Source organism: Streptomyces sp. S.PB5, from assembly GCF_030403745.1.
GTDB lineage: Bacteria > Actinomycetota > Actinomycetes > Streptomycetales > Streptomycetaceae > Streptomyces.
Window position 1 is genome coordinate 33,414 of record NZ_JAQMWP010000008.1, and the last position, 21,031, is coordinate 54,444.

Annotated in this window: 17 protein-coding genes and 1 pseudogene; 5 read left to right on the top strand and 13 right to left on the bottom strand. The window is 69.5% G+C overall.

Annotated elements, in window-relative coordinates:
* Positions 1–20: 20 nt before the first annotated feature.
* Positions 21–260, bottom strand: a pseudogene (locus tag PH203_RS21425) (hypothetical protein); the annotation flags it as partial.
* Positions 261–392: 132 nt separating this feature from the next.
* Between PH203_RS21425 and PH203_RS21430 the strand changes: the two are divergent.
* Positions 393–1,313 (top strand): AEC family transporter, encoded by a 921-nt coding sequence (locus tag PH203_RS21430; protein ID WP_289921954.1) that lies wholly within the window; start codon positions 393–395, stop codon positions 1,311–1,313.
* A 98-nt stretch (positions 1,314–1,411) separates the two neighbouring features.
* Here PH203_RS21430 and PH203_RS21435 read toward each other — a convergent pair whose 3' ends face one another.
* The 8 genes from PH203_RS21435 to PH203_RS21470 all read right to left on the bottom strand — a co-directional run bounded on the left by PH203_RS21435 (position 1,412) and on the right by PH203_RS21470 (position 11,334).
* Positions 1,412–2,695 (bottom strand): thymidine phosphorylase, encoded by a 1,284-nt coding sequence (locus PH203_RS21435; RefSeq protein ID WP_289922449.1) that lies wholly within the window; start codon positions 2,693–2,695, stop codon positions 1,412–1,414.
* 78 nt (positions 2,696–2,773) lie between these two features.
* Complete coding sequence (locus PH203_RS21440) at positions 2,774–3,178, bottom strand: cytidine deaminase (protein ID WP_289921955.1); 405 nt, start codon at positions 3,176–3,178, stop codon at positions 2,774–2,776.
* The gene (locus PH203_RS21445; RefSeq protein ID WP_289921956.1) at positions 3,175–4,437 is read right to left on the bottom strand and encodes an ABC transporter permease; all 1,263 of its coding nucleotides are present in this window, start codon (positions 4,435–4,437) and stop codon (positions 3,175–3,177) included. The genes PH203_RS21440 and PH203_RS21445 overlap by 4 nt, the downstream gene beginning before the upstream one ends.
* On the bottom strand, positions 4,437–5,555 hold the full coding sequence (locus PH203_RS21450; protein WP_289921957.1) for an ABC transporter permease: 1,119 nt from the start codon (positions 5,553–5,555) through the stop codon (positions 4,437–4,439). Before PH203_RS21450 ends, PH203_RS21445 begins: the two co-directional genes overlap by 1 nt.
* Positions 5,552–7,162 (bottom strand): ABC transporter ATP-binding protein, encoded by a 1,611-nt coding sequence (locus tag PH203_RS21455; RefSeq protein ID WP_289922450.1) that lies wholly within the window; start codon positions 7,160–7,162, stop codon positions 5,552–5,554. Before PH203_RS21455 ends, PH203_RS21450 begins: the two co-directional genes overlap by 4 nt.
* Positions 7,163–7,497: 335 nt before the next feature.
* Positions 7,498–8,544, bottom strand: coding sequence for a BMP family ABC transporter substrate-binding protein (locus PH203_RS21460; protein WP_289921959.1), 1,047 nt, complete (start codon positions 8,542–8,544; stop codon positions 7,498–7,500).
* Positions 8,545–8,787: 243 nt separating this feature from the next.
* Entirely contained in the window at positions 8,788–9,825 is a 1,038-nt protein-coding gene (locus PH203_RS21465) for a BMP family ABC transporter substrate-binding protein (RefSeq protein ID WP_289922451.1), read from the bottom strand.
* A 285-nt stretch (positions 9,826–10,110) separates the two neighbouring features.
* Entirely contained in the window at positions 10,111–11,334 is a 1,224-nt protein-coding gene (locus PH203_RS21470; RefSeq protein WP_289921960.1) for a M20 family metallopeptidase, read from the bottom strand.
* A 453-nt stretch (positions 11,335–11,787) separates the two neighbouring features.
* Here PH203_RS21470 and PH203_RS21475 point away from each other — a divergent pair, with 453 nt between their 5' ends.
* Complete coding sequence (locus PH203_RS21475; protein WP_289921961.1) at positions 11,788–12,477, top strand: class I SAM-dependent methyltransferase; 690 nt, start codon at positions 11,788–11,790, stop codon at positions 12,475–12,477.
* 44 nt (positions 12,478–12,521) lie between these two features.
* On the opposite strand, the gene PH203_RS21480 is transcribed toward PH203_RS21475, so the two are convergent.
* Genes PH203_RS21480 through PH203_RS21495 form a run of 4 tightly spaced genes read right to left on the bottom strand, consistent with a single transcriptional unit; the run spans position 12,522 to position 17,265 of the window.
* Positions 12,522–13,589, bottom strand: coding sequence for a hypothetical protein (locus tag PH203_RS21480; protein WP_289921962.1), 1,068 nt, complete (start codon positions 13,587–13,589; stop codon positions 12,522–12,524).
* A gap of 45 nt (positions 13,590–13,634) precedes the next feature.
* Positions 13,635–14,576: an N-acetylneuraminate synthase family protein gene (locus tag PH203_RS21485; protein ID WP_289921963.1), complete on the bottom strand. Its 942-nt coding sequence runs from the start codon at positions 14,574–14,576 to the stop codon at positions 13,635–13,637.
* A 14-nt stretch (positions 14,577–14,590) separates the two neighbouring features.
* Complete coding sequence (locus PH203_RS21490) at positions 14,591–15,856, bottom strand: acylneuraminate cytidylyltransferase (RefSeq protein ID WP_289921964.1); 1,266 nt, start codon at positions 15,854–15,856, stop codon at positions 14,591–14,593.
* A 59-nt stretch (positions 15,857–15,915) separates the two neighbouring features.
* Positions 15,916–17,265, bottom strand: a complete 1,350-nt coding sequence (locus PH203_RS21495; RefSeq protein ID WP_289921965.1) for a DUF6716 putative glycosyltransferase — start codon at positions 17,263–17,265, stop codon at positions 15,916–15,918.
* Positions 17,266–17,463: 198 nt separating this feature from the next.
* On the opposite strand from PH203_RS21495, the gene PH203_RS21500 reads away from it, so the two are divergent.
* The 3 genes from PH203_RS21500 to PH203_RS21510 all read left to right on the top strand — a co-directional run bounded on the left by PH203_RS21500 (position 17,464) and on the right by PH203_RS21510 (position 20,933).
* A complete protein-coding gene (locus PH203_RS21500) occupies positions 17,464–18,450 on the top strand; it encodes a glycosyltransferase family 2 protein (protein ID WP_289921966.1) in 987 nt (328 codons plus the stop codon).
* Positions 18,450–19,805, top strand: coding sequence for an alpha-2,8-polysialyltransferase family protein (locus PH203_RS21505; protein WP_289921967.1), 1,356 nt, complete (start codon positions 18,450–18,452; stop codon positions 19,803–19,805). The genes PH203_RS21500 and PH203_RS21505 overlap by 1 nt, the downstream gene beginning before the upstream one ends.
* Positions 19,806–19,958: 153 nt before the next feature.
* The gene (locus PH203_RS21510; RefSeq protein ID WP_289921968.1) at positions 19,959–20,933 is read left to right on the top strand and encodes a hypothetical protein; all 975 of its coding nucleotides are present in this window, start codon (positions 19,959–19,961) and stop codon (positions 20,931–20,933) included.
* Positions 20,934–21,031 lie beyond the last annotated feature (98 nt).

A 21,031-nucleotide genomic window follows, 5' to 3' on the forward strand; every position in this document is an offset into this window, starting at 1 on the left:
GGGTCTCTGAGCCGGATCCGGCCCCCGGCCCGCCGGGCGGCGAGCTGGAGCCGCGCCAGCAGATCGACGACGGCGAGCCCCGGCGGTCCGAGCCCGCCCACGTCACAGTCCACGACCCCGGCCCCGGTCGTGTCCAGCAGCGCCCGCACGTCCTCGCACAGCCCCGCCACCTCGTCCCGGGTGACGGGGCCGGCCAGCACGAGCACGGCGGGTGTCATGGCATCCACGATCTGTAGACCGGGCGGGCGGGCGGAACTCATCGCGGCGCGGCGGTTCCACGGGTCGGGATCGCATTGACCTGGGCGCCGTCTTCCCCAGAGGGTTGGGTGTATGCCCCACGGATCAGCACCGTCTCGGATACCTGACGTCCTCCTCACCTCCGAGGAGGTTCCGTGCAGGGGGTGCTGACCGGATTCGCCGTCATCGCGGTGGTCATCGCGGTCGGGTATGTGATCGGGCGGCGCGGCTACCTGGGGGAGAACGGCCGTGAGGTCCTCACCAAGCTCGCCTTCCACGTCGCCTCCCCGGCCCTGCTCTTCACGACACTCGCCCGGGCCGACCTGTCGGTGGTCTTCTCCAGCCGCCTGGTCGTGACGGCCCTGAGCACGGCGGCGACGGCGGGCGTCTTCGTCGCGGTGGGCGCGGTACGCGGCTGGGGCGTGGGCCGTACGACGATCGGCGCCCTGTGCTCCAGCTACGTCAACTCCGGGAACCTGGGCATCCCGATCGCGGTGTACGTCCTGGGCGACGCGTCCCTGGTGGCGCCGGTGCTCCTCTTCCAGCTCCTGCTGCTGACCCCGATCGCCCTGACCGTCCTGGACCTGTCGGCGAGGGACGGCAAGGACCCCTTGTGGCTGCGTCTGCTGACCCCGCTGCGCAACCCGATCGCGGTGGGCTCATTGGCGGGCGTGACGGTCTCGGCGACCGGTCTCCACATCCCCTCGGCCGTCATGGACCCGGTCACCCTCATCGGCAACATGTCCGTCCCGGCGGTGCTGTTGGCCTTCGGGATCTCGCTGTGCGGCAGCACGATGCCGGGCCGGGGCCCGGACCGCCAACTGGTCCTGCTCTCCGTCGCGTTGAAGTCGCTGGGCCAGCCGGTGGCCGCCTGGGCGCTGGCGGTGGGGGTGTTCGGGCTGCGCGGCCACCAACTCCTCGACGTGGTGGTGACCTCTGCGCTGCCCGCCGCGCAGAACCTCTATACGTATGCGTCCAGTTACGGCGTGGGCGAGCGCCTGGCCCGGGACTCGATCCTGGTGTCGACGGTGCTGGCGGTGCCGGTGCTGGTGGTGGTCGCGGCGCTGCTCGGCTGACCGCGGGTGCGAGAAACGAGCGCGGGTCCGAGAAACGAGCACGGAAGAGGGGCCGGTGCCCGAAAGCACCGGCCCCTCTCACATCACGTCATGTCCCGTCAGGCGATCCGCTCCAGCACCACCGGCGAAGCCGTGAAGTCCGTCCCCGGCGCCGCGATGTCGTACGAACCCTCCACCGCCTGGAGCGCGTACTCGAAGCGCTCCGGCGTGTCCGTGTGGAGGGTCAGGAGGGGCTGGCCCTCGGTGACCGTGTCGCCGGGCTTCGCGTGCATCTCGATGCCCGCGCCCGCCTGCACCGGGTCCTCCTTGCGGGCGCGGCCGGCGCCCAGACGCCAGGCGCCGACGCCGATGTCGTACGCGTCGAGGCGGGTGAGGACGCCCGAGGCGCTCGCCTTGACCACGTGCTGTTCCTTCGCGACCGGGAGCTGCGCGTCGGGGTCGCCGCCCTGGGCCGCGATCATGCGGCGCCAGACGTCCATCGCGGAGCCGTCGGCCAGGGCCTTCGCCGGGTCGGCGTCCTTCACGCCCGCCGCGTCGAGCATCTCGCGGGCAAGGGCGATCGTGAGCTCCACGACGTCCGCCGGGCCGCCGCCCGCCAGGACCTCGACCGACTCGCGGACCTCCAGGGCGTTGCCCGCCGTGAGGCCGAGAGGCGTCGACATGTCCGTCAGGAGCGCCACCGTCTTCACGCCGTGGTCGGTGCCCAGGCCGACCATCGTCGACGCCAGCTCGCGAGCGTCCTCCAGAGTCTTCATGAAGGCACCCGAGCCGACCTTCACGTCCAGGACCAACGAACCCGTGCCCTCCGCGATCTTCTTCGACATGATCGACGAGGCGATGAGGGGGATCGCCTCGACCGTTCCCGTCACGTCGCGCAGGGCGTACAGCTTCTTGTCCGCCGGAGCCAGGCCGTCGCCCGCCGCGCAGATGACCGCGCCCGTGGTGTCCAGGACGTGCAGCATCTCCTCGTTCGACAGGAGCGCGCGCCAGCCGGGGATCGACTCCAGCTTGTCCAGGGTGCCGCCGGTGTGGCCGAGGCCGCGGCCGGAGAGCTGGGGGACAGCTGCTCCGCAGGCCGCCACCAGGGGGGCCAGCGGGAGCGTGATCTTGTCACCGACGCCGCCCGTGGAGTGCTTGTCCGCCGTCGGGAGGGACAGGGACGAGAAGTCCATGCGCTCGCCGCTCGCGATCATCGCGGCGGTCCAGCGGGAGATCTCGCGGCGGTTCATGCCGTTGAGGAGGATGGCCATGTTGAGCGCGGCCATCTGGTAGTCGGCGACCTCGCCGCGCGTGTACGCGTCGATGACCCAGTCGATCTGCTCGTCGCTGAGCTCACCGCGGTCCCGCTTGGTGCGGATGACGGAGATGGCATCCATCGACAACACAGTCATGGCTTTCCTTCCGGACGTTCACAGAAATCGCGCGGCCCCCCTGAGCGATTCAGAGGGGCCGCACGGGAGTTACTTGGTGAGATGTCCCGGCCCGAAGGCCTGCGGCAGCATCTCGGACAGCGGCAGGATGCCCGCCGGGGTCTCCAGCAGGAGATCGGCGCCGCCGAACTCGTACAGCAGTTGGCGGCAGCGGCCGCAGGGGACCAGGACCTCGCCCCGGCCGTCGACGCAGGTGAAGTGCGTCAGACGGCCGCCGCCGGTGCGCTGCAGCTCCGAGACCAGCCCGCACTCGGCGCACAGGCCGAGTCCGTAGGAGGCGTTCTCGACATTGCAGCCGGAGACCGTACGGCCGTCGTCGACGAGGGCCGCGACGCCGACCGGGTAGCCCGAGTAGGGGGCGTAGGCGTGGCTCATCGCCTCGCGCGCCACCTCCCTGAGGGCGTCCCAGTCGAAGTCGGCGGCGGCCGAAGTCACTTGCCCTGCCCCTTCCGGTACGGCAGTCCGTCGGCCTTCGGCATCCGCAGGCGCTGTGCCGACAGCGAGAGGACGAGAAGGGTGATGACGTACGGGCTGGCCGTCACGACCTGGTTCGGGACCTCGTTCGTGGTGGCGTACCAGACGAACATGAGGGCCGAGATCACGGCGGTGATGGCGGCGGGGACGTACTTCTTCTTCCAGACGAGGTACGCGACGCCGAACACCAGCAGGATCGCCAGGAGCAGGATCAGCGCGTGGACGTTGGTGACACCGCCGCGCAGCTTGAGGCTGTCGGTGTAGCCGAACAGGCCCGCGCCGAGGGCGAGTCCGCCCGGCATCCAGTTGCCGAAGATCATCGCGGCGAGACCGATGTAGCCGCGCCCGGCCGTCTGGCCGTCGAGGTACACGTTGGACGACACGATCGACAGGAAGGCACCGCCGAGGCCGGCGAAGCCGCCGGAGATGATCACGGCGATGTACTTGTACTTGTAGACGTTGACGCCGAGGGACTCCGCGGCGATCGGGTTCTCGCCGCAGGAGCGCAGCCGCAGGCCGAACGGGGTGCGCCACAGCACGTACCAGCTGGTGGGCACGAGGGCCACGGCGACGACGGTGAGCGGCGACAGGCCGGTGATCAGACCGCCGAGCAGACCGGCGATGTCGGAGACCAGGAACCAGTGCTTCTCGTTGAGGGTCTGCAGCCAGTCGGACAGGCCGGGGACGTCGAAGGTGCCCAGCGACTCGATCGGCGGGGACTGCTTGGAGGAGCCCTGCGGGGCGTCCTCGAAGGTGAACTTCGACAGATAGCGGGTGGTGCCCAGGGCCAGGATGTTCAGCGCCACACCGGAGACGATGTGGTTGACGTTGAAGGTCACCGTGGCGATGGCGTGCAGTACGGCGCCCAGCGCGCCGCCGACGATGCCGACGAGCACACCGGTCCACGGGCCCCACTGGTAGCCGGCCCAGGCACCGAACCAGGTGCCGAGGATCATCATGCCTTCGAGGCCGATGTTGACGACGCCCGCGCGCTCGGCCCACAGACCGCCGAGACCGGCGAGGCCGATCGGGACGGCGGCGCGCAGCGCGGTGGACATCTGGCCGGTGGACGTGATGCCGTCCGCGCCGGTGATCAGGCGGACGATCGACGTCAGGATCAGGACGCCCGAGATGATCAGGAGGAGGACGGGCAGCGACATGCGGCGGCTGCCCTTGCCGGGCCGCTTGGCCAGCGCTTTGACGATGGTCGCGGTGGTCATCAGACCGCCACCTCCTTCTTGGTGTTGGCGGCGGCCGCGGCGAGCTCCTCGCCGACGCGCTTCTGCTGGCGGCGCAGGCCCCAGGTGCGGACGACCTCGTAGGAGATGACGACCGCGAAGACGATCAGGCCCTGCATGATCGTGGCGATCTCCTTCTCGTACGGCTCGGGAGTCGCGTAGTCGAGAGCGGGGGACGCCTTGTCGAGGAAGGCCCACAGCAGCGCGGCCAGCGCGATGCCGCCGGGGTTGTTGCGGCCCAGCAGGGCGATGCCGATGGCGGTGAAGCCGAGGCCCGCCGGGAAGCTGAGGCTGTAGGTGTGGGCGTCGCCGAGGAGCAGCGGCAGTCCGGAGATGCCCGCGACGGCGCCGGAGATGAGCATCGCGGTGAGGACCATGCGCTTGGCGTTGACGCCGGAGGCCGCGGCGGCGGTCTCGGACTCGCCGGTGGCGCGCAGGTCGAAGCCGAAGCGGGTGCGGTTCAGGACCGCCCAGTAGCCGATACCGATGGCGGCCGCGAGGAAGACCAGGCCGTAGATCTCACCGACGTCGTCGCCCAGGTTGAGGCCGGGGACCCAGCCGGACTCCTTCATCACACCGGTGGTGACGTTGTCGCCGAGCGGGACGCCCCAGTTGTCGGTGAGGGTGAGGTAGCCGATGACGCTGGTGGCGATCGAGTTCAGCATGATCGTGGCGACGACCTCGCTGACGCCCCGGGTGACCTTCAGGATGCCCGCGATACCGGCCCACATGGCACCGGTGAGGGCGCCGACCAGGATCAGCAGCGGGACCTGGAGGAAGGACGGCAGCGCGACGTGCGCGCCGACGACCGCGGTCATCATGGCGCCGAGGCGGTACTGGCCGTCGACGCCGATGTTGAACAGGTTCATCCGGAAGCCGAGGGCGACCGCGAGGGCGGCGATGTAGTACATCGACGCCTGGTTGATGATCAGAACCTGTACGTCGGAGAAGCCGGCCTGCTCGATCATGAGCGAGTACGGCTCGATCGGGTTCTTGCCCGAGGCGATCAGCACGACCGAGGTCAGCAGGATCGCCGCGACGAGCGCCAGGGCCGGTCCGGCCACGGCGAGGAGCAGCCGCTCCTTGTCGAACTTCTTCATCGGGCCTCGTCCTCCGGGGCGCTGTCGTCCTCGACGTGCTCAAGGTGTCCGCTGGCGGCACCCGTCATGGCGGAGCCGAGCTCCTCCGGGGTGATGGTGGCGGGGTCGGCGTCGGCGACCAGCCTGCCGTTGTAGATCACCCGCAGGGTGTCCGACAGGCCGATGAGCTCGTCCAGGTCGGCGGAGATCAGCAGCACGGCCAGACCCTCGCGGCGGGCCTCGCGGATCCGGTCCCAGATCTGGGCCTGTGCGCCGACGTCCACACCGCGGGTGGGGTGGGCGGCGATCAGGAACTTCGGGTTGTGGCTCATCTCGCGGCCGACGATCAGCTTCTGCTGGTTGCCGCCGGAGAGGGAGGCCGCGGTGACGTCGATGCCGGGGGTACGGACGTCGTACTCCTCGACGATGCGGCGGGTGTCGGCCTGGGCGCTCTTCGGGGTCAGCCAGAAGCCCTTGGCGTTGGGCTCCTCGGTGACGTGGCCGAGGATGCGGTTCTCCCAGAGGGGGGCCTCCAGGAGCAGGCCCTGGCGGTGGCGGTCCTCGGGGATGTAGCCGACGCCGGACTCGCGGCGCTTGCGGGTGGCCCAGGAGGTGACGTCCTCGCCCTGGAAGAAGATGACGCCGGAGTCTGCGTTCTTGGTGCCGATCAGGGCGTCGATGAGCTCGGTCTGGCCGTTGCCCTCGACACCGGCGATGCCCATGATCTCACCGGCGTGGATGGTGAAGGAGACGTCGTCGAGAACCTTCTTGGCCTCGCCGCCCTCCGCGGCCAGGCCCACGCCGCCCGCGGGCTCGGCCTCGACGCCGAGGGAGGCGCCGCCGGACGCGTAGACGGTGAGGCCCTTGACCTCGATGACGGCCTGGTCGGTGACGGTCGACTCGGCGGTCTCGGGGGTGGGGAGCTCGCTGCCGACCATCATCTCGGCGAGCTGGCGCGGGGTGGTCTCGGACGGGACGGCGGTGCCGACCGTCGTGCCGCGGCGGATGACGGTGATCTCGTCGGCGACGGAGAGGACCTCGCCCAGCTTGTGGGAGATGAAGATGACGGCCAGGCCCTCGGACTTGAGCTCGCGCAGGTTGTCGAAGAGCGCGTCGACCTCCTGCGGCACGAGGACGGCGGTGGGCTCGTCGAGGATCAGGGTGGAGGCGCCGCGGAAGAGGACCTTGAGGATCTCCACGCGCTGGCGCTCGGCGACACCGAGGTCCTCGACGAGGACGTCCGGGCGCACGTTGAGCCCGTAGCGGTCGGAGATCTCCTTGATCTTCTTCCGGGCGGCGCCGCCGATGCCGTACAGCTTCTCGCTGCCGAGGACGACGTTCTCGAGGACCGTGAGGTTGTCGGCGAGCATGAAGTGCTGGTGGACCATGCCGATGCCGAGCGCGATGGCGTCGGCGGGGCTGGCGAAGCTCACCTGTTCGGAGCCGACCGCGATGGTGCCCTCGTCCGGCTTCTGCATGCCGTAGAGGATCTTCATCAGGGTCGACTTGCCGGCGCCGTTCTCGCCGACGAGGGCGTGGACGGTGCCCTTTCGGACAGTCAGGTGGATGTCGTGGTTGGCGACGACACCCGGGAATCGTTTGGTGATCCCCGCCAGCTCTACCGCGATCGGCGACTGAGCGGTGAGCGGAGGGCTGCTGGTCGCTTCGATGGCGCACTCTCCTTGGGAAAGGGGCCACTCTACGCGCGTAGCGCCCCTGCTTTAAATAGTGCCCGGACCTGACCGTTCTCTTTTGGCTGACGATCCGTTCCGAGCATTCTGCCGCGCGAACGGGGCGCGGGCGGCCCTGGCGCCGATCTCCCGTCGTCCGTCCGGAGGACGCGCCAGGCGTCGTCCGGCAGGCGGGAGATCGGCGCCAGGGCCGATCCTCCACGCACCCCGTTCCCGGGCCGTAACGCTGCCATTACAGCGCTTATTTGGCCAAGGCCTGTGACCGGGGAAGGTCAGCTGGTCTTCACCTTGATGGTGCCCGCGATGATGGCCTCGCTGGCCTTCTTGACCGCGGCCTGGATCTCGGCGTTGTTCGCGAACTCCGGGTTCGAGTTCGACAGGCTCACGCCGCCGTTGGAGAGGCTGCCGCGGATGACACCGGTCTCCGGCTTGCCGTCCTTGACGGAGTTGGCCAGGTCGTAGACCGCACCCTCGACGTTCTTCATGGCGGAGGTCAGGATCGAGGCCTTGTACGCCTTGAGCGCGTCCTGCTTGTACTGGTCGGAGTCGACGCCGATCGCCCAGATCTTGTTGGCGCTGGCGGCCTTGATGACACCCTGGCCGGACAGACCCGCAGCGGCGTAGATCACGTCCGCCTTGTCGTCGATCATGCCCTCGGCGGCGCTCTCACCCTTGTCGGGGCTGGAGAAGCCACCCTCGGCGGCGGTCTCGGTCAGGTACTGCTCCTTGACCGTGACGCCCTTCTTGGTGTCCTCGACGCCCTGCTTGAAGCCGGCGCCGAACTTGTGGATCAGCGGCACGTCCACACCGCCGACGAAGCCCACGACGTTGGACTTGGTGGACAGCGCGGCGGCGACACCGGCCAGGTAGGAGGCCTGCTCCTCGGAGAAGACGAGGTCCGCGACGTTGTCGGCCTTGGTCTGCTCGTCGTCGACGATGCCGAAGGTGGTCTTCGGGAACTTGGCGGAGACCTCCTTGACGGCCGACGCGTAGGCGAAGCCGACGCCGATGACCGGGTCGTAGCCCTGCTTGGCGAGGGCCTCCAGGCGCTCGACCTTGTCCGCCTCCGACTCGCCGTCCTGCGGCTCGACGGCCCGGGACTTGTAGCCGAACTCCTTGTCGGCCTTCTCCATACCGGCGGTCGCGGCGTCGTTGAACGACTGGTCGCCCCGCCCGCCGATGTCGTACGCGAGCGCGAGGCCCAGGTTCTTGCTGTCGGTGCTGCTGGACTCGGAGGACGAGCTGCCGCAGGCGGACACGGTCAGGGCAAGGGCTGCGGTTGCAACGCCTGCAACCGTGATACGGGACACCCGGCGCATGGAACGAGACTCCTTTGTGCAAGCGCCCAAACCAGGCGCTGGTTCCGCCGCAGCGTAACGCGCGTAGACCAGACGGAAAACCCCTTCTGTCCGGTCCGTTATCGAGCTGTGGCCACAGTTGCAGCACACATTACGGACAGCAGTACGCCCCTTGCGGTAGGCAAGGGGCGTACGACCTGGAACGGCGCCCGGAGGGGCGTATGAATGGGCCCTTACGGCCTTATGCGGAAGGTCTCACGACGGTCACGAGGTCTTCACGGTGACCTTGCCGTCGATGATCTCCTGCTTGGCCGCGTCGACCGCCGCGACGACGTCCGTCATGGCCTTGTACTTCGGGTTGGAGTCGGCGAAGCCCACGCCGCCGGACTTCAGGTCGCCGCGGACGACACCGGTGAGCGGCTTGCCCTCGTAGACGGACTTGGCGAGCTCGTAGACCGCGCCGCCGACGTTCTTCAGGGCCGAGCCGAGGATGTAGTCCTTGTAGTCCTTCAGCGCGGACTGGTTGTACTGGTCGGAGTCGACGCCGATGGCCCACACCTTGTTGGCGGCTGCCTCGGAGATCACGCCCTGACCGGAGAGACCGGCGGCGTGGTAGATGACGTCGGCGCCCTTCTCGATCTGGCCGCTGGCCGCCTCCTTGCCCTTGTCCGGGCTGGAGAAGCCGCCCTCGGCGGGCGTCTCGGTCAGGTACTGCGACTCGATCTTGATGCTCGGGTCGACGGACTTGACGCCCTGCTCGAAGCCGGCGCCGAACTTGTGGATCAGCGGGATGTCCACACCGCCGATGAAGCCGACGTGCTTGGCCTTGGATGCCTTGGCGGCGGCGACACCCGCGAGGTAGGAGGCCTGCTCCTCGGAGAAGACCAGGTCGGCGACGTTGGGGGCCTTGACCTGCTCGTCGTCGATGATGCCGAAGGTCGTGTTCGGGAACTTGGCGGCGACCTCCTTGACGGCCGACGCGTAGATGAAGCCGACGCCGATCACCGGGTTGTGGCCGGACTTGGCGAGCTCGGTCAGCCGCTGGACCTTGTCCGCCTCGGACTCGCCGTCGTTGGGCTGGACATCCCGGCCGCCGATGCCGAACTCCTTGTCGGCCTGCTGGAAGCCGGCATAGGCGGCGTCGTTGAACGACTGGTCGCCCCGGCCGCCGATGTCGTACGCGAGGCCGATGCCCTTGCCCGAGTACTTGCCGTCGGCGGACTTCGACGCGTCGTCACTGCCGGCACTGGTGCTGGACTCGCCACAGCCGACAGCCGCGAGGGCGATGACCGAAACGGCCACCACCGCTTGGGAGAACCTGGTCCTCCGAGAAATGGAACGCACAGCAAGCACCCCTTCATCCCACGGCCCGTCGAACGGCCCGCTTCCCCAATGAGCCGCCTCTGGTGGCTATTTCGGCGCACAGTAACGCGCGTAGAAGAGGAGGGGAACGGGGTTTCTCATGGCCGTTATCGAACCGTGCCGACATCGGGTTACGTTCGCGAGAACCCGGTTACATACGGGTGACACAAGGGGACGAAGGGGCGCCAAACCGGCCACCCCTTCACAAGATCTTCGTCGGCCCTCTCAGGAAGCTCCATCGAGCAGCGCGGCGGCTGTGAACAGCTCCACGCCGACCGTGATCGCCGACTCGTCGGCGTCGAAATCGCCCTGGTGGAGGTCGCGCACGGTGCGCTCGCCGGGCGTGCGGACCCCGAGCCGGGCCATGGCGCCCGGGACATGCTCCAGGTACCAGGAGAAGTCCTCGCCGCCGAGGCTCTGCTCGGTCCCCTCGACGGAGGCGGCACCGCGCCGGGCGGTCATCGCGTCCCGCAGCAGATCGGTGACGGCCGGGTCGTTGACGACGGGCGGCACACCCCGCACGTAGTTGATCTCGGACTTGGCGCGATGCAGGTTGGCGACCTCGTCGATCGCGGCGACCACGACGTCGGGCGCCTGCCGCCAGGCCTCGATGTCCAGGCAGCGCACGGTCCCGGACAGCTCGGCGTGCTGCGGGATGACGTTCGGCGCGTGCCCGGACTCGATCCGGCCCCAGGTCACGGCGAGCCCGGCCCGGGTGTCGATCCGCCGGGCCACGATGGCGGGCACGTCGGTGACGACACGGGCGGCGGCGGTCACCAGGTCGGTGGTCAGATGCGGCCGCGCGGTGTGCCCGCCGGGTCCGTCGAGGGAGATCTCCAGCCGGTCGCACGCGGAGGTGATGGCACCGGCCCGCAGCCCGATCCGCCCGGCGTCCACCCGCGGGTCGCAGTGCACGGCGAGGATCCGCCCGACCCCCTCCAGCACCCCGCACTCGATGGCGTCGGCGGCACCGCCGGGCAGCACCTCCTCGGCGGGCTGGAAGACCAGCCGCACGGGCCGGGGCAGCAGCCCCCGCTTGTGGAGATCGGCAAGAACGAGCCCGGCGCCCAGGACGACGGTGGTGTGCACGTCATGGCCACAGGCGTGCGCCCGATCGGGCACCGTGGACCGGTACGAGCACTCACTCTTCGTGTCCGGAATGGGAAGGGCGTCGATGTCGGCCCGCAGGGCGAGGGCGGGCGGCGCGCCGACGCTCCAGTCACCGATGTCACAGACGAGCCCGGTGCCCACCGCGAGCACACGGGGGTGCAGCCCGGCCTTCTCGAGCCGCGCCTTGATCGCCGCGGTCGTACGGAACTCCTGGTTGCCGAGCTCGGGATGCATGTGCAAGTCGCGTCGGAACGCGACGAGTTCGGCACGCAGCCCCTCGGGCAGCGTGCCGGGAAGCACGGCTTCCGCGGGGAGATCGGCCTCGGACTCTAGGGACATCAGTTGCTTCACCCTCTGAAGGGTAGGACGCCGAGGTGGCCAACTGACCCTCGATCAACAAAAGTTCAGCCCGTTAGGGGAAGAAAATCTGGCCGCCCTGCGCATACGTATCGACTGGGATGGGTAAACTCGCCCGACTTTCCGGCCGAGTGGATCATGTGATCCCCGGAGAGTGACCCGCGCCGGCCAGGACCGAAACCATCCGGCCACACCCGTCACGGCTGCCGTCACTCATCCACTACTCCACGGATACCACGCGCCGGGCCGCCCCGTCGGCTCTGTTCACCTGTCGGGACCGCACAACGCCGACAATCCACCCTGCCTCTACCGAGACGCTTGTTCCGGTCCCGGAATCATCACCGCCGCGCGACGTTTCCGCCACGCGGAGCGACGGGAGGGGCAGGATTCACCTGGACGGCGGAGGAGCGCGGGCCGCCACTAGGGTTCAGCCCTGTGAGCGCCGAGAACCCCGATTTCCTACGGGACACCCGTACCGCGTACGACACGATCGCCTACGACTTCGACAAGCAGTTCCCCGCGGAGGGGCTGGCGGGGCTGGTGCTGGAGCGGGCCCTGTTCGGGGCCTTCGCCGAGTGGGTGGGGGCGAACCGGGCATCCGGCCGGTCGGCCGCCCCCGTCGCCGACCTCGGCAGCGGGCCCGGGCACATCACCGCCCGGCTCGACGCCCTCGGGCTGCCGGTCTTCGGGGTCGACGTGTCGCCCCGGATGGTGGAGCTGGCTCGGCGGGCGTATCCGGAACTCCGGTTCCATGTGGGCTCGATGACATCCCTGGACCTGCCGGCCTCGACGCTGGGCGGGATCGTCGCCCTGTACTCGATCATTCATGTCCCGGACGATCAACTGCCCGCCACGTTCGCCGAGTTCGAGCGCGTGCTGGTACCCGGCGGGTACGTTCTCCTCGCCTTCCAGGCCGGGCGGGAGGAGGGGAACACCGAGCACCTCCACCTCGACGAGCGGTTCGGGCACGAGATCTCGCTCGACTACTACTGGCGGGACCCGGACACCGTGGCCGACCTGCTGAAGCAGGCCGGGCTGCGGCCGCACACCCAGGTGGTGCGCGAGCCCCAGGAGGGTGAGGTGCGGCCGCGGGCCTTCCTGGTGGCGCGTAAGGACACGGCCTAGTCAGGGCATGTCCTGGTCAGGACACCGCCCGGTCAGGGCACCGTCTAGGCGGTCGCCGCCACCGCCGACAGCCGGTGCACGTCCCTCGCCGTGCCGGTGACCCCGGACAGGAACCCCTGCGCGCGCGGCGAGGCGTTCTCGGTCAGCCAGTCGGGGTCGATGTCGCAGACCGCGACGCGGACCTCGGTGCCGGCCAGGGCCAGGGGCAGGGTGTGGACGACGGTGGAGGGGAAGCTGAGGATCGTCCGGCCGATGGGGCCGCGGCGGGCGATGAGTTCGAGGGGGAGGTCCGGGCGGACGATCTCCAGGCCGGTCTCGACCGCGAGGCGGTGGAGTTTCTCGGTGCTCTCGCGGCGGTGGGCGAAGTAGCGGGTGGTGCCGTGGGCCTTGGACAGGGCGCGGACGGCTTCGAGGTAGCGGTCGCCGTCGACCACGCCGGTCTCCACCAGCGACGTACCGACCATGTCGGCGCCCTTGCTGATGCGGGGCGGGCCGAAGCGGGAGCGGGTCCAGGCGAAGGTGTTCGACGACACCGTCACGCCCGCCGGGGTCTCCTCCATCGGCATCGACGAGAAGATCTGCACCCGGCGGTGCTCGCTCGGGGTCAGACGCCTGCGCGCCGAGGACGACACCGGCGCGAAGATCAGGTCGCGGGGGCCCGGGCGGCCGCCCTTGCGGTGCCAGCGCACCAGGCGTTCCCCGCGGGCCAGCTGGGCCACGAACTCCATGGTGGCCGTGCCGTCGTCCACCACGACCAGGTCGGGGGCGCGGGTGATCGTCAGCAGGAGCTGTACATAGCGGGAGAACGGGTCGCCCAGGACGACCCGCTCCGCCCGGCGGAGCAGACCCGCGAGGCCGCCGATGGTCTGGAAGGGCGCCGCGGCGCCGCCGCGGGCCTCCTCCCAGCGGACCTCGTGCCCCTCGTCCCGGGCCAGCTCGGACATCCGGCGGAGCTGGCCACGGGTCATGGGGTCGGTCGGGGACAGCACGACGAGGGTGAGCCCCGCGCCGGGTGCGTGGGCATGCGCCCACTCCAGCACGTTCAGGAGCTGTACCGGGCTCTCGACGAACGCGAGAGTGGAGTGGCCGGCAGATCCGGCGCGGCGGCTCATCGACGTACGACCGTCCCCTAAGTAGGTCAACTCAGAACTTCGGCCTCAGACCGAGACCGGCTCGCCCGCGGCCGCGGCGATCTCCGCCTCGGCCACGACGCCGGCGACACGGCGCAGCTTCTTCATCGGGCCGAGCTCGGAGTCGTAGACCTTCTTGACGCCGTCGCCGAGGGAGGCCTCGATGGTGCGGATGTCGCGGACGAGACGCTGAAGGCCCTGCGGCTCGACCGACGCGGCCTGGTCGGAGCCCCACATCGCGCGGTCGAGGGTGATGTGGCGCTCGACGAAGGTGGCGCCGAGGGCGACGGCGGCGAGGGTGGTCTGCAGGCCCGTCTCGTGGCCGGAGTAGCCGATCGGGACGTTCGGGTACTCCTCCTGGAGCGTGTTGATCACGCGCAGGTTGAGCTCCTCGGCCTTCGCCGGGTACGTCGAGGTGGCGTGGCAGAGAAGGATGTTGTCCGAGCCGAGCACCTCCACCGCGTGGCGGATCTGCTTCGGGGTCGACATGCCGGAGGACAGGATGACCGTACGGCCGGTGGCGCGCAGCTCGCGCAGCAGCTCGTCGTCGGTCAGGGAGGCGGACGCCACCTTGTGGGCGGGGACGTCGAACTTCTCCAGGAAGGCGACGGCCTCGGTGTCCCACGGGGAGGCGAACCAGTCGATCCCCTTCTCCTTGCAGTACTCGTCGATCTGGCGGTACTCGTCCTCGCCGAACTCCACGCGGTGGCGGTAGTCGATGTAGGTCATCCGGCCCCAGGGGGTGTCGCGCTCGATGTCCCACTGGTCGCGCGGGGTGCAGATCTCGGGGGTGCGCTTCTGGAACTTCACGGCGTCGCAGCCTGCCTCGGCGGCCACGTCGATGAGCTTGAAGGCGTTCTCCAGCTCGCCGTTGTGGTTGATGCCGATCTCGCCGCAGATGTAGACGGGCTGGCCGGGACCGGCGAGACGCTCGGAACCGAAGGCGCGCAGACGGGGGTTGGTGCTCATGGCAGACAAGTTCCTTAACTGGTGAGGGAGTCGAGAGAGGGGCCGAGGATCCAGCTGGCGATCTCTCGGATCGCGCCGTCACCACCGGGGACGGTGGTGACCGCACGGGCGGCGCCGCGTACCACGTCGTGGGCGCTCGCGACCGCCACGGGCCAGCCGACGAGGGCGAAGCACGGGAGGTCGTTGACGTCGTTGCCGACGTAGAGCACGCGCTCGGGCGCGATGCCCTGCTCCTCGCACCACTGCTTGAGTGCGAGGTCCTTCCGGTCGATGCCGTGCAGCACGGGGATCTTCAGCTTCCGTGCCCGGGCGGCGACGACCGGGTTCTGCTCCGTGGAGAGGATCAGCATCTTGAGCTCGCTCCTGCGGAGCGCCGCGATGCCGAGGCCGTCCCCGCGGTGCACGGAGACGAACTCCTTTCCATCGGCGTCGATCAGCACCCGGTCATCGGTCTGGGTGCCGTCGAAGTCCAGTACCACGGCGTCGATGTCGCCGTAGGTGGGGAGGGCGCCGGGCCGGTCGGCGTCGAACAGCGGCGCCAACGCCCGGGCCCGCGCGAGGTCGTGCGGGTCGTCGATCTCCAGCACCCGCGCCGGGTCGGTCCGTACGAGCTCGGTGCGGCCGAAGAAGCGGTGCTGGTGCTTGCGGAAGCCGGCCGCGTCCATCGCGTAGGCGGCGCCGGTCTCCAGCAGGTCCTGCGGACGGTCCTGGCGGCGGGGACGGTACGCCTTGTCGTGGTTGACGCCGTAACCGCCGCCGACGGCCGCGTCGGCCTCCGAGACGGTGCCCGCGGCGACCTCGTCCTCGGCGTCCCGCCACACGAACCCGTGGAAGGGCGCGACGGTGACGGCGGTGTCGGCGCCGTTCTCGACGATCGCGCCGGCGACCCCGTCGATGTCCTCACGGATCAGGAACGGGCTGGTGCACTGCACGAACACCACCACGTCGACCGCCGCGCCGTGCAGCGCCTCATGGGCGTCCATGGCGTGCAGCACGGCCGCCTCGGAGGTGGCGGTGTCCCCGGCGATCGCGGCGGGCCGCAGCACGACCTCGGCACCGGCCTCACGGGCGGCGGCGGCGATGGCCTGGTCGTCGGTGGACACGACCACGTCCGTCACGAGACGCGTGGCCCGGCACTCCCGGACGGCACGCGCCACGAGGGGCACACCGCCGACGGGGGCGAGGTTCTTGGCGGGCACACCCTTGGAGCCGCCGCGGGCGGGGATGACCGCGAGCACGCGACGCACGGTGGCGCCGGTGTCGGCCAGCGAGTCGGACATGGGTTGCACTCCTTGAAGTCCTTGAAGAGAGGGCGCGTCCTGTGCGCCGATCGCCGTGCTCACAGCTCCCCCATCCGCCGGATGACAGGGGCGACCCGCTGTACGCCGTGCCGGTAGGCACCCCGCGCCGCCCGGCGCACGATCTGCCGGACCGGTCCGGGCTCCTTGTCGGCGGCGGGGGCACCCGGCAGCGGACTGCCGTCGGGGCCGAGGTGATGGCGGGCGAGGATGCCCGGCAGATAGCCGGGAGCCGTGGCGGGCGTGTAATACGGAGTGAGCGGCGGCAACGCCGACCCGGCCAGCAGCTTGGTGATCCGCTCCCGCGCCGCGTCGAAGGCGGTCTCGTACGAACCTCCCCCAGAGGGGGGACCCCCAGCCGCGACCCCCTGCCGGGAGACCCACTCCGCATCCGGCGTCGGCCGGTACCCCGCGTCCAGCTGGTCCCAGGAGGCAAGGCACCCGGACCCGACGAAGTGATGGTTGCCGAGCACCTCGCGGACCCCGAGGTCGGTCAGGACGACGGTCGGGATCCGCCGGTGCAGCGATTCCAGGGCGGCCGTGGAACTGATGGTGACCAGCAGATCCGTACGGTCGAGGACCTCGCCCATGTTCCCGTACACCAGGCGGAAGTTGGCCGGCGGATCGAGCCGCTGGATCAGCTTCTGGTAGGGCTGTTCCTCGATGTGCGTGGTGTGCTCGCCCGGCTTGGAGCGGAGCTTCAGCAGCACTTCGCGCTCGGGGTGCAGCCTGGCGTGCTGGATGATCCGGTTCAGCAGGTACGTACGGTCCTTGCGGGTGTCCGGGACGGACGGCTGGACGGCGAACACCACGGTGTACGGGTCGTGTTCGCCTTCGTAGGCGGCCCCGCCGAGGAACGGCAGCGCCACCTCCGTCACCGACGAGGCATCGGCGCCGACCCCTTCGTACACGGCACGGAAACGCTCCGCGTCCTGGCGGGAGTTGGCGAGGACGAGGTCGGCCCCGTGCCGCAGCAGCAGGCCGTCGGCGAGCTTCTCGTAGACGACGCCGACGTAACCGGTGACGACGACGGGACGCTTCTCCCGGCCCTCCCAGACCCGCTTCAGCCCGTGCAGCATCGCCTGGACGCCACCGCCCACCAGGGCGATCACGACGACGTCGTACGACTCCTCGGACATGGCCCGAAGGAACTCGACGCTCGTGACCTCCCGCAGCGAGTCCGCCCGGACCCCGACCTCCGCGAGCTGGCGCGGGGTGGGGGTGGCGCGGCCGCGCAGCAGGTAGCCGTCGAGGGCGGGGCCCTCTTGCGCGTTCTCGTGCGGGGCGATGCGATGGGCGGTCAGGGCACCCCATTTCCAGCGGGTGTCGGAGTCCGCGAGGACCGCGATTCGCGTCGGCGTCGTTGTCGTTGCTGGCGTACTTGCTGGCACGTCGAAGACGCTAGGAAGCAATTCCCAGGAATGGCCCAACCGGGAATCAACGAAAAGTTAACAACAGCCCACCGAGAGCCGAACTGGCCCGTCAGAGCCCGGGAAGTACATGGGATGCACCGTTCCGACACATTGAGTTCACCCCCCGTACGATCACCGTCCAGTTGCCCTGCCGGACGGCCTTCTAGGCTTTCGCAGGTGCCAAAGCTTTCCGTGATCGTGCCGTTCTACAACGTGCAGCAATACGCCCCGGACACCCTCAGAAGTCTGCGGCTCAACGCCCGGAGCGACTTCGAGTTCATCCTCGTCGATGACAAATCGAAGGATGAAACGCCCGCCATTCTCGAACGGGCGGCCGAGTCACTTTCGGATGTCGCGCAGGTGAGATATATCCGCCATGAGGAGAACGGGGGTCTCGCCACCGCCCGCAACACCGGCCTTGACGCGGCGACGGGCGAGTACCTCACCTTCCTCGACGGCGACGACTGGCTCGCGCCGGGCTATCTCGCCGAGCTGGTGGCGGCCGTCGAGGGGCTGGGCTGCGACTTCATCCGCACCGACCACGTCCAGGCGACCGCCCGCGCCCGCACGGTGCACCGGGCCCCGGTGGGCCTGCGCGGCGAGGTGCTCAACCCGCGCGAGGCGATCCTGCCCGCCGACCGGACGACCTCCGTGGACTACGCGTACGCGTGGGCCGGTGCCTATCACCGCCGTCTCCTCGACAAGGGGCTGCTGCACTTCACGGACGGGCTGCGCACGGCCGAGGACCGGCCGTGGATCTGGAAGCTGCACCGGGAGGCGGAGTCGTTCGCCGTGGTGAGTCTGCTCGGGGTGTTCTACCGGCGCGGGGTGGCCTCCTCGCTCACCCAGATCGGCGACGCCCGTCAACTGGACTTCATCCGCGCCTTCGACCAGGTCATCGAGGAGACGGCGGGTGACCGGGACGCCGAGCGGCTGCTGCCGAAGGCGGTGCGCACCTACTGCGCGATCATCGCCCACCATCTCTCCGACGAGGCCAAGTGGGAGCCGGGCGTGGCCAAGCAGCTGCAGTCGATGAGCGCGGCGGCGATAAAGCGGATGCCGCAGGACGCGCTCGGCGACGTACTCGACACGATGGATCTGCGCCGCTCGTCCAAGCTGCGACGGCTGCGGCGCAAGGTCACCACAGCGAAGGCGGCCGCGTGATGTCCCCGACCACCCGTCCTGACTCCGGTCGTACGACCCAGATCTTCTGCGCCTCCACGCTGTACGGGGTCGCCACGCTCGCCGCCGCGCTCGACTCCGACCTCTTCGACGAGGCCGAACGCCGGGTGCTGCTGGTGTTCAACAACTCGGCGAACCCGGAGACCACTCCGGCGCTCGACGCGATGCCGGGCTTCGAGCCGCTGCGGGACCACTTCGACGACGTCCTGTCCTGGAACGAGGCCATCCGCCCCTTCCACCCGGGCTCGTGGACCCCGCGCACCGACGACATCCCGCTCTTCGAGCGCTATCTGCGGCTGCTGTGGGACCTCGGCGACGACCGGGTGGAGCTGGTCCTGGAGTCCATCCAGGTCACCCCCGCCCTCACCGTGGCCCAGCTGTTCACCGGGGCCCCCGTGCACGTGTACGCGGACGGTCTGATGAGCTACGGCCCGACCCGCAACAAGCTCGACCCGCTGGTCGGCACGCGGGTGCGCCGACTGCTCCACCTGGACCTGGTGCCGGGCGTCACGCCCATGCTGCTCACCGAGTTCAACGCACCGGCGCAGGTCGTGCCGACGGGCGCCTTCCTGAAGGTCCTCAGCGAACTCGGCGAGACGGTCACGGAGTTGCCCGAGCTGCCGGAGAACTCGGCGCTGCTGCTGGGCCAGTACCTCTCCGCGCTGAACATCCTCTCCGTGAAGGAGGAGGAGGACCTGCACGTGCGGATGATGCGCGGTGCGGTCGAACGCGGCCACCGTTCCATCGTGTTCAAGCCGCACCCCACCGCACCGGCCCGCTTCAGCCGCCTGCTGGAGACCGAGGCCGAGAAGCTGGGCGTCGACCTCACCGTCCTGGACACCCCCGTCCTCGCGGAGGTGCTGTTCGAGAAGGCCCGGCCCGCGCTGGTCGTCGGCTGCTTCTCGACGGCACTGTTCACTGCGTCCGTGTTCTACGACCTCCCGGTCGCCCGCATCGGCACCCAGGCGCTCCTGGAGCGGCTCACGCCGTACCAGAACAGCAACCGGGTCCCGGTGGTGCTGGCCGACGCCGTACTGCCGGACCTGGAGCAGCGGGCGGGCGAGGAGCCGCTGCCGGCCGACGAGCTGGACGGGCTGGTGACCGCGGTCGGGTTCACCATGCAGGACCGGATCTATCCGGGCCGGCGCGAGGCGGCGGAGAGGTACCTCGCCAAGCGGCTGCGCCCGCGCACCCAGCGCTACTTCAGGAAGAAGCGCCTCACCTCCCTGGGGCTGCCCGGCGGTATCCCGGAGCGGCTGGCGTTCCTGCCGCACAACTCCACCGCGCGGCGGGTGGTACGGCAGGCGCGGGCTTTGAAGAAGGCTGTGAAGCGCTGAGGAAAGCGGCGAGGAACGCGAATCAGACATGAACTCCCCGGAAAGGCCGTGGAAATACAGCCCAACCATCGAGTTACTCCGTTGATTCAATGGTGATGCGGTGTCCGTGTCCCTAGGATCACGGGCACCGCTATCCGAATCCGTGAGGCACTCATGACGAAGCTCGGCCGGCTCTACTCCCTCTTCGACAGCGTGACGCTGCCGGAGAACCTGCCCTACACCCAGTGCAGCACCTGGGAGCTGCAGTTCCTGTACCTGGTGGGGCGCCACCACCTCACGGGCCGGGACCGGATCGTCGAACTCGGCTCGGGCGGCGGCGGCTCGACGTACGCCCTCGCCCTCGGTCTCAGCGAAAGCCCGGTGTTCGACGCGAAGAGCGGGCGGCTGCACGCGTACGACTTCTTCCGCGTCGGCAAGGGGACGTTCGCCTCGGAGAAGTTCTTCGACTCCGGGCACAAGCCGGAGGACGACAACTCGTTCCTGAACGACTTCAAGGGGCGTCTGGAGCCCTTCCTGCCCTTCCTGGAGATCCACGCCGGTGACCTCTGGCAGACCTCCGACCCGGACGACACCAGCCCGGTGGAGTTCCTGCACATCGACATAGCCAAGACGGCCCGGGTGTTCCGCTGTGTGTCGGAGCGGTTCCTGAGCCGGATGAAGGTCGGCACGGTCGTCCTCCACCAGGACTTCGCCGGCCCCCGGCTGCCGTGGCTGCACCACAGCACGGGCGCGCTGCTGCCCTACATCGAGATCGCGGGCCCGCCGATCCGCTCCACCCTCGCCTTCGAGGTGACGAAGCCGATCCCCGCGGACGTCCTGAAGCGCATCACCGAGGACGACTACACGGTCGACGAGAAACTAGCCCTCATCTCCGCCGTCCAGGACAAGATCGACCGCGACCACACCGGCGGCATCCCCTTCAAGTCGGTCCTGGAGCTGTCGAAGGCGTACGTCGCCCACTACGACGGCCAGCACAAGCGTGCCTGGTCGATCGCCAGGCCGCTGGTCACGGACGAATATCTAAGCCGGACGCGCGCCGACCACTTCGAGCAGCTGAAGAAGGCGTACGAGGCCGAGCCCAAGGCCACGGCGATGACGCGGCTCAAGAAGCTGGTGGGGAAGAAGTAACTCCCCTCCGCGAGAAGCAACGTCCTTCCATGACACAGACAGCCGACCTGCTCCCCAGCGTGGCCGACGCCCGCACGGCGACCGGACCGCGCCGGGAA

Coding starts and splice junctions, on each gene's coding strand:
- PH203_RS21445 (WP_289921956.1), bottom strand. CDS start 4,437: ATGACCACCGCGACCATCGTCAAAGCGCTGGCCAAGCGGCCCGGCAAG.
- PH203_RS21450 (WP_289921957.1), bottom strand. CDS start 5,555: ATGAAGAAGTTCGACAAGGAGCGGCTGCTCCTCGCCGTGGCCGGACCG.
- PH203_RS21460 (WP_289921959.1), bottom strand. CDS start 8,544: ATGCGCCGGGTGTCCCGTATCACGGTTGCAGGCGTTGCAACCGCAGCC.
- PH203_RS21470 (WP_289921960.1), bottom strand. CDS start 11,334: ATGTCCCTAGAGTCCGAGGCCGATCTCCCCGCGGAAGCCGTGCTTCCC.
- PH203_RS21480 (WP_289921962.1), bottom strand. CDS start 13,589: ATGAGCCGCCGCGCCGGATCTGCCGGCCACTCCACTCTCGCGTTCGTC.
- PH203_RS21485 (WP_289921963.1), bottom strand. CDS start 14,576: ATGAGCACCAACCCCCGTCTGCGCGCCTTCGGTTCCGAGCGTCTCGCC.
- PH203_RS21490 (WP_289921964.1), bottom strand. CDS start 15,856: ATGTCCGACTCGCTGGCCGACACCGGCGCCACCGTGCGTCGCGTGCTC.
- PH203_RS21505 (WP_289921967.1), top strand. CDS start 18,450: ATGTCCCCGACCACCCGTCCTGACTCCGGTCGTACGACCCAGATCTTC.
- PH203_RS21510 (WP_289921968.1), top strand. CDS start 19,959: ATGACGAAGCTCGGCCGGCTCTACTCCCTCTTCGACAGCGTGACGCTG.